General features: G+C 63.8%; 5 protein-coding genes. 4 read left to right on the top strand and 1 reads right to left on the bottom strand.

Features of this window, described 5'->3' with window-relative positions; translation table 11 throughout:
- The first annotated feature begins 274 nt into the window (after positions 1-274).
- Positions 275-1,468, top strand: coding sequence for a hypothetical protein (locus HY726_10655; GenBank protein ID MBI4609460.1), 1,194 nt, complete (start codon positions 275-277; stop codon positions 1,466-1,468).
- 459 nt (positions 1,469-1,927) lie between these two features.
- Here HY726_10655 and HY726_10650 read toward each other — a convergent pair whose 3' ends face one another.
- Entirely contained in the window at positions 1,928-2,338 is a 411-nt protein-coding gene (locus tag HY726_10650) for a hypothetical protein (protein ID MBI4609459.1), read from the bottom strand.
- Between the two features lie 745 nt (positions 2,339-3,083).
- Here HY726_10650 and HY726_10645 point away from each other — a divergent pair.
- The 3 genes from HY726_10645 to HY726_10635 form a co-directional block, all read left to right on the top strand.
- Entirely contained in the window at positions 3,084-3,767 is a 684-nt protein-coding gene (locus HY726_10645) for a hypothetical protein (GenBank protein MBI4609458.1), read from the top strand.
- A 291-nt stretch (positions 3,768-4,058) separates the two neighbouring features.
- The gene (locus tag HY726_10640) at positions 4,059-6,158 is read left to right on the top strand and encodes a tetratricopeptide repeat protein (protein MBI4609457.1); all 2,100 of its coding nucleotides are present in this window, start codon (positions 4,059-4,061) and stop codon (positions 6,156-6,158) included.
- A 457-nt stretch (positions 6,159-6,615) separates the two neighbouring features.
- On the top strand, positions 6,616-6,884 hold a 269-nt coding region (locus tag HY726_10635; GenBank protein ID MBI4609456.1), incomplete at its 3' end, for a hypothetical protein.

The raw sequence follows: 6,884 nt of genomic DNA, 5'->3' as shown, positions 1-6,884 counted from the left end.
TTGGCGTTTCAACCTCCGTCCCGGGCGCAACTACCTTGACCCGCGTGTCGCTTCTGACGGGACCCACGAGGGGGTCCGGCTGGCGTCCGACCGCCCTCGCCTCAGAGGAATGGGGGCTTGGGGAGACGGTTATCAACTAGCGGTTGCCCGGACTGGCAGTGGGGGCCAGGAGGCTGGGGCCCAGGCCCGGGACCGGAATTCCCCGGTCACCGCGGCCCCCGGTCGCCAGAGCGATCAGTGGACGACCGTCGACAGGACCCGGGAAGGGGCTCGGTTGGCGCCCGAGGGGCTTCGGCTGGGAGCGAGGGACTCCTGGGGGGACGGATCCAGACTGGCATTCGCCCAGACGGGGGCCGGCAGCCAGGAGACCGGCGCCCAGGCCCAGGACCGGAATTGGCGGATCCTTGGATCCGCCAGAGGGTACTACGACGATTGGCGCAATGACGGGGACGTCACGCAGAAGGGCCACCAATTCACGGAGATCTACGGGCTCGGCTTCGAGGTGAGCCGGCTCCTCGTGCCGTCGGGCGTGCTCTCGGTGTTCGCGGAAGGAGGGAAGATCCAGAGCAAGGTCACGAGCGGGAGCGAGAGCACGAGGCTGAATCCCTGGACAGACACCACGGTCACGGCCACGTATTCGACCTTTGATGGGAAAACCTGGGGAATCGAGGGAAGCCTGTCTTTCAACGTGCCCACGGGGAAAACGCGCCTGACCGAGCTGGAGCGGAGGGCCATTCCGAACCTCGCGGTCGTGAGCAGATCGCCACAGGGCGTGGGCTATGACCGAGGGGGAAAGCTGAGATTGCTCCTCCAGGCAGACAAGCTGCACCTGTACGCGGGTGGGGGATACACCCGCCGCGGGGAATTTGATCCAACCCAGGAGATCGAGGGCGACACGTCGCCCGGAGGGGACGAATACGAGGGGTTGCTGGGAGCAAATCTCTGGTTGGGCGAGGCCTTCAACATTGGCCTGGATGCAAGCTACCGGCGGATCACGGGGGTCGGCGACCAGGATATCAATAGCTATACGCTCGAGCTCCCCGCGACCCTTGTATTGGGATCCTTCACGGCGACGGGGCGGCTGGGCATCATGTACACCGACAGCACTCCCAGACGGGGGAATACCGCCCTCAGGATACAGGAACGGTTCGTCGAGCAGCGACTGTTCCTTCAGGAAGGTACCACGGGCACGGCCAGTCTCGAGCTCGCCTACCGTCCCTCCGAGGCGCTTACGCTCCGGGTCTTTGGCGAGGGAGCTGTCGGGGCGGCTGAGCGACCTTTTGACCCTACATTCTTCGCGTTTGACGAAAGGCTGGCGGTCGGATTGGGCGTGAGCTGGGCGATCCCCGGCACCCCCTTGACCCTCGACCTCACAGGCAAGTACTTCGAAGTCTTTAGCGAGACCACCGATCGGGAGGACGACTTCTCGGGCTACTCGGCCTTCGTGGGGCTCTCGCTCCGCTTCTGATCGGGGCCTCTGCCTCGGACAAGGGCCATTGGCGAGGGGGCGGGGTGAGGGAGACGAGGTGCTCGGTATCCGCCTAGAGAGCCAGCTCTTTGATCAGTGCCTCTTGCCCTGAAGGGAGAGGGCCAATATGGGCAAATTCGTAACGGGGATTGTCGGATTGGCTGTAATCCTAGGCGGGATAATCTGGGAGGCTGCTCTGCGGCCCCCACTTGCTGCTGGAGGGTCCTGGGTCAATCCGTGCCTGGGCCGACGGATCGGTCCGCGTGCAGACCCTCGCTGCGGTGGGTCTCCCCCGCCGCCTCCACCCAGGCGTGTGACTCCGCCGCCGGCGCCGTCTAAGGTTGTTACCCCTCCTCGGTCGCCAAGGCCTGCCACTCCGCCACCGGCGCCCTCTGTGGCTCCACCACTACGTCCGTCTATTCCCTCGGCCCCAGCAGAGCTCGACCAACTGCGTCGGGCTCAGGAGGAGAGGCGTCGGGCTGAAGAGGAGGCTCGGCGGGAGCGGGAGCGGGAACAGGCGCGGCGGATCGAACAGGCCCGCAAGGGACAACGCGCTCCAGGGACAGAGGGAAGCCTCGAGCCCACGATAGCAAGACCTATCCCGATAAGACCGATCCCGATCAGGCCGGTTATCATCACGCCGACCCCCATTGTCCTCACACCGATACGGTCGATTCCTATCACCCCAACCGTGATAAAGCCGACACCGATCGAGCCGACGCCCATCATCCCGACGGCGATCACACCGACACCGATCGAGCCGACGCCGATTATCCCAACGGTCATCACACCGACACCGATCGAGCCGACGCCGATTATGCCGACTTCGATCGAGCCAACCCCCATCACGCCCACTGTGATCGGAACCACACCACCACCGGCCCCTGAGCCTTCCCCTCCTGCGTCCGCGGAGCACGAGGAGGGGACCAGGCCCTCTCCCGTGCAGGAGGCTGTCAGACGCGTGCGCGAGCGGCTTGGCCTGCCTGACTTTGATGGATCGGGTATGCCCTCGCCTGTTGCGGTGGATTTTGACGGTCAACGGCTGCCGGTGGCCCGGCCTGAGTCGGCAGGACTGTCGCCGGTGCAAGAAGCAGCGCAGCGCGTGCGCGAGCGGCTTGGCCTGCCTGACTTTGATGGCTCGGGTACGCCCTCGCCTTCCGCAGTAGGTCTAGGCGCTCGAGCAGCGCCACCCCCTGTCCCGGTCGCTCAGCGGACCAGGGAGGCCCCGGTGGCCCGACCCGAGGCGTCCCGGCCAACGGGAAGCCCTATCACTCGGGAATCTCCTCGTGAAGTAGCACGGCCGGAGGCGAGGCGGGAGGGTTGGGCCCTGTTGCGGTGCAACAGCCCTTGCCGTTGGGAATGGGATGATTCTGTACGTCCGCGGTCACAGCGATCCCGCACGGGTCCGGAGACGGGTCCAAAGCCGGAATTAGGCTCAACGGGTTGGTACTGGCCACCTTATGATCCAAGAAGGACCTCCCAAACACAGCAGTCACCCCCAGCAAGGTTTTACTGGCCACCCTCTACGCCCGGACATTGGCCGCCCCCTGAGCCCCAGCTCGGCCCAAAGCCCGGACCAGAAGCGCATGAGAATGTCGATTCGAGACATCACGGGGTGGAACATGTCCTCCACACTGGAGGCCATATAGCTGGAGAATACGCGACGCTCCGTGAGGCACTCCGGGAAGAGCTCCGTCATTCGGGAAGACCCACCAAGGCAGAGGCAATATTCCGAGAGTGGGTTGGCGCCCGTCCTCTGTCGAAACCTGAGGAGGCACTGAAAGCGTTGTTAGGGGACATTGAGCTCACCAAGGCCGGGAGGACTGCTGGTGGCCTCCCGAAGGCGGTTGCGCGGGCCACCAGTGGCGTCTCGAAGGTCGACATCTGGTTCGAGACGTATGAGGTTCTCGATGCCGTGCGGAAATGGCATCGCAGCTCCGGAATAGAGCGCGAGAGAAACGCCGAGAGGATCTGGGTGGAGCTCGCGGGAGCAGGAGGTAGACTGGGTGGATCGGCAGTCGGAAGTGTATCTGGAGCGGCAATAGGTGGCGCCGGTGGTGGATTGCTGCCCGTCCCAGGCGGTGCGCCAGTTGGAGGTATCGTCGGTGGCCTGATCGGGCTTACCAAGGGCGGCGAATGGGGAGAGGCGTTAGCGGAGCGCCATACGGAACGGCTCCTTCGGGAGTTTAGGGAAAAAGATAATCCGGCGAGAGAGGCCGGTCGGCGTCTGCTCAGGGACCTGCCGGCCGACTACTTCAAGCGCGATTTCGAGCGCTATCGGTCACAAATTGGAAGGTAAGTCCAGCGAGTGCTCGCGTCGGAGCAGGCCAACAACGGCTGGACACGGAATGGATTTATCGTCCGTGAAGGCACATTGAATCGAAGGGGGAGGAGCGTTCCCTGACCAGAGGGTCCGTCCATGCGTAACGTAAGGCGACTTCTTCGAGGTCCTACATGGGGCGTCATACTGTTGGCGGCATTAGTGCAGGCGTGCGCGACAGGACCTGAGACCCGGGAATCAGCGCCAGCAGTGGGAGTAGCGTCCCTTGCCAGGGCTGCGGTGGGGGCCCCAGCAGAGGACGCGAAGGCGTTGGACCAGGCCGGGGTTGAGGCCCTGAGCGCGGGAAGGGTCGACGAGGCGATCCGGCTCTTCCAGGGCGCGCTCCAGGCAAAACCGGACCTGGCAGAAGCCCACTATCATCTGGGGTTGGCTCTGAGCCAGAAGCGTCTGTGGGGGGAGGCCCTTGAAGCTTACCGGAGGGCGAGGAGCGTTCAACCGAATTACCCCGAGGCGTGGCTGGGCGAGGGGACTGTCTTCGCGTCCCAGGCGAGGCTCGATGAGGCCATAACGGCCTACAGACGGGCCCTTCAGCAACGACCCTCCTATGCCCAGGCCCACAACTACCTTGGTGACGTCTATCTCCAGAAAGGCATGCTGGACGAGGCCATCGTGGCCTTCAGAAAGGCCGTCGAGGCCGATCCGAACTATGCGGAGGGCTACAAGGACCTGGGCCTGGCCCTAGTCAAGAAGGGTCAGACGGATGAAGGGATCACGATCTTGAGAAAGGCCGTGACCCTGGCCCCGAGGCTCGCGGAAGCACACCGCGCCCTGGGGGAAGCCTACGCGACGAAAGGCCTGTATGAGCAGGCGAGCCGTTCCTTTCTCAATGCCCTTGCGGCGGCGCCACGATACGCTGAGGCCTACAAGGATCTGGGGGCCGCGTATATCGCCGTACGCATGTACGGCGAGGCCGTTGCGGCGCTCAGGAGGGCTGTCGAGCTGAATCCCGGTCTTCTGGAAGCCCACTACTATCTGGCCGTGGCACTAAGCGCCAGAGGCGAGAGTGACGAAGCTATTGCGGTCCTCCAGCACGTCCTCGGCGTGAATCCCCGATATTTCGAGGCCTTGCTCGCTCTCGGCTCGACCTACACCAGCAGAGGCATGCTGGACGAGGCGATTGCGACGTTGAGGAAGGCGGCAGATCTCAAGCCCGACAGCCCGGAGCCCTTCCATTTCCTCAGTGAGGCCTTCGTCAGGAAAGGAAGGATTGCGGATGCGATCACGGCCTATCAGAAAGTCACAGCTCTGAGGCCAACCCAACCGGAAGCCTTGAATAACCTCGGGGTGATCTACCGGAACGCCCGTCGCCCCGAGGACGCCGTCGCCGCATTCAAGAAAGCCATCGCGCTCCGCTCGAACTATCCCGAGGCCCATTTCAACCTCGCGAGTGCATATCGGGAAAAGGGGCAGATGGATGAGGCCATCGCGGCGCTTCAGAAGGCCATAGAACGGCGACCCGACTACCCGGAAGCCTATAACGCGCTCGGTCTCGCGTACACGTCCAAGCAGCAGCTGGACGACGCGATCCTCGCCTTCCGAAGGGCGGTCTCCCTGACCCCCTTCTACCCCGAGGCCCACAATAACCTGGGAGTGGCCTATCGCGAGAAGGGCCTCCTGGAAGATGCCGTCACGGCTTTCAGGACTGCGGTCGCGCAGGAGCCTCGGTATGCTGAGGCCCATAACAATCTCGGTCTGACGTACAGCGAAGCTGGACTATTCGCTCAGGCCGTCAGCGCGTATCTGAACGCCCTGGCCCATAGACCCCAGTATCCCGAGGTCTATTCAAACCTCGGGCTCGCCTACGTCCGGATCGGGCGCTCCGATGAGGCCGTCAGCACCTTCAAGAAGGCGGTGGCCCAGGACCCAAAATACGCCAGGGCCATTGCCGGGCTTGGAGACGCCTATCGGGCGGGTGGGCGCTTCGACGAAGCGATCAAGACGTACAAGCAGGCGCTCAGCGCGACCCAGAACCGCGATCCAGAGGTCTGGAACAAGCTGGGTATCGCCTATGCCGGCAAGAAGCTGCATGATGATGCGATCGCGAGCTTCAGGAAGGCGATAGAGCTGGGCCCCAAGATTGCCGAATACCATCTCAACGTCGGGATTGCCAACACCGTGAAAGAGAGATTCTCCGCCGCCAACCAGGCGTTTGAGCGGGTCTTGCAGATCGAACCCGGCTATGCGGAGGCCCGGGGCCGGATCGCCGCCAATCTCGAACGTATGGGGAAGAAGGCGGAGGCCATCGCGGCCTGGGAGCAATACCTGCGCATGATCGAGGGGATCCCGGGCCGTGGCGAAGAGGTTGCGGTGGTCAAGGAGAAGATCCAAAAGCTCAGAAGGCCAAGGTGAAGAGTCTGCCATGCATCGATTTCTCGCATGGGTGATTGGTGTCGGTGTGATGTCGAGTATGGGGATCGGGGATCTCATCTTGCGCCCTTCGCTGGTCATGGGCGCCGATTGGGTCAATCCGTGCCTAGGCCGACGGATCGGGCCGCGTGCCGACCCTCGCTGCGGAGGGGTGCCCCCATCACCGGCTCCATCCAGGCGTGTGACTCCGCCACCGCCTCCAGCACCGGCTCCCTCCAGGTCTGTGACTCCGTCCCCCTCGCCAGCCCCCACGCCGTCCCGATCAGTGACTCCGGCACCGTCTCCGTCCGTGGTTCCCTCGGGCTCAGGGAGCCTCGAAGATATACGGCGGACTCAAGAGCAGATCCGTCGGGCTCAGGAGGAGGCTCGCAAGAAGCACGAGCGGGAACAGGCACAGCGAGCGGACCAAGCGCGGCGTGAGGCGGAGGCCACAGGGTCGGTGAAGATGGCCCCCGGGGCTTTGAGCCTCATCAATGCCCTGAACGAGGCGTCTGAGAAGCTGGGACTCCCCAAGGTGAAAGACGCCGAGATACGCTCGCTGAATTGCAAGAGGTACTTCCAGGCAGCAGGCAGAGCGCTCGCCACGGGGGGAGCGACGTCTCCGGGAGGGGAGCTGGGAGAAGAGCTCACGAATCCGAACCTCATGGCGAATGACATCGTGATGCGGCTGAGATCGAACGCCAGTGGGCAGTGGCAACAGGTCGAGGG

This window comes from Candidatus Rokuibacteriota bacterium (assembly GCA_016209385.1).
Taxonomy (GTDB): Bacteria; Methylomirabilota; Methylomirabilia; order Rokubacteriales; family CSP1-6; genus JACQWB01.
The sequence above is the reverse complement of the archived record's forward strand: the minus strand, read 5'-3'. Positions and strand labels throughout refer to the sequence as shown.